We start from the raw sequence: 232 nt of genomic DNA on the forward strand, positions 1-232 counted from the left end.
ACGGTATATATAGAAAGAGCGATAGATTCTTTGAGACGAAAAGGGATCCCGATTAATGAGCAACTGATTACCATCTGTCACCACTGGGATGGGAACATATCAACCTGAGCGGGGGTTACGTCTGGAGAACGAACCTCAAACTGGGACAGGGTAAATACCGCGCATTACGCTCAGTGAATAGTAATATGTACAAAAAACAGGCTTAGCGTAGGATAATTTCCGTTTTCCAAGC

Annotated in this window: 1 pseudogene; it reads left to right on the forward strand. The window is 44.0% G+C overall.

From position 1 onward, the window contains the following. Window positions 1–206 (forward strand): annotated as a pseudogene (locus B4920_RS28200) (Tn3 family transposase); the annotation flags it as partial. Window positions 207–232 lie beyond the last annotated feature (26 nt).

It is taken from the genome of Zoogloea sp. LCSB751, from assembly GCF_002028455.1.
Lineage (GTDB): Bacteria > Pseudomonadota > Gammaproteobacteria > Burkholderiales > Rhodocyclaceae > Zoogloea.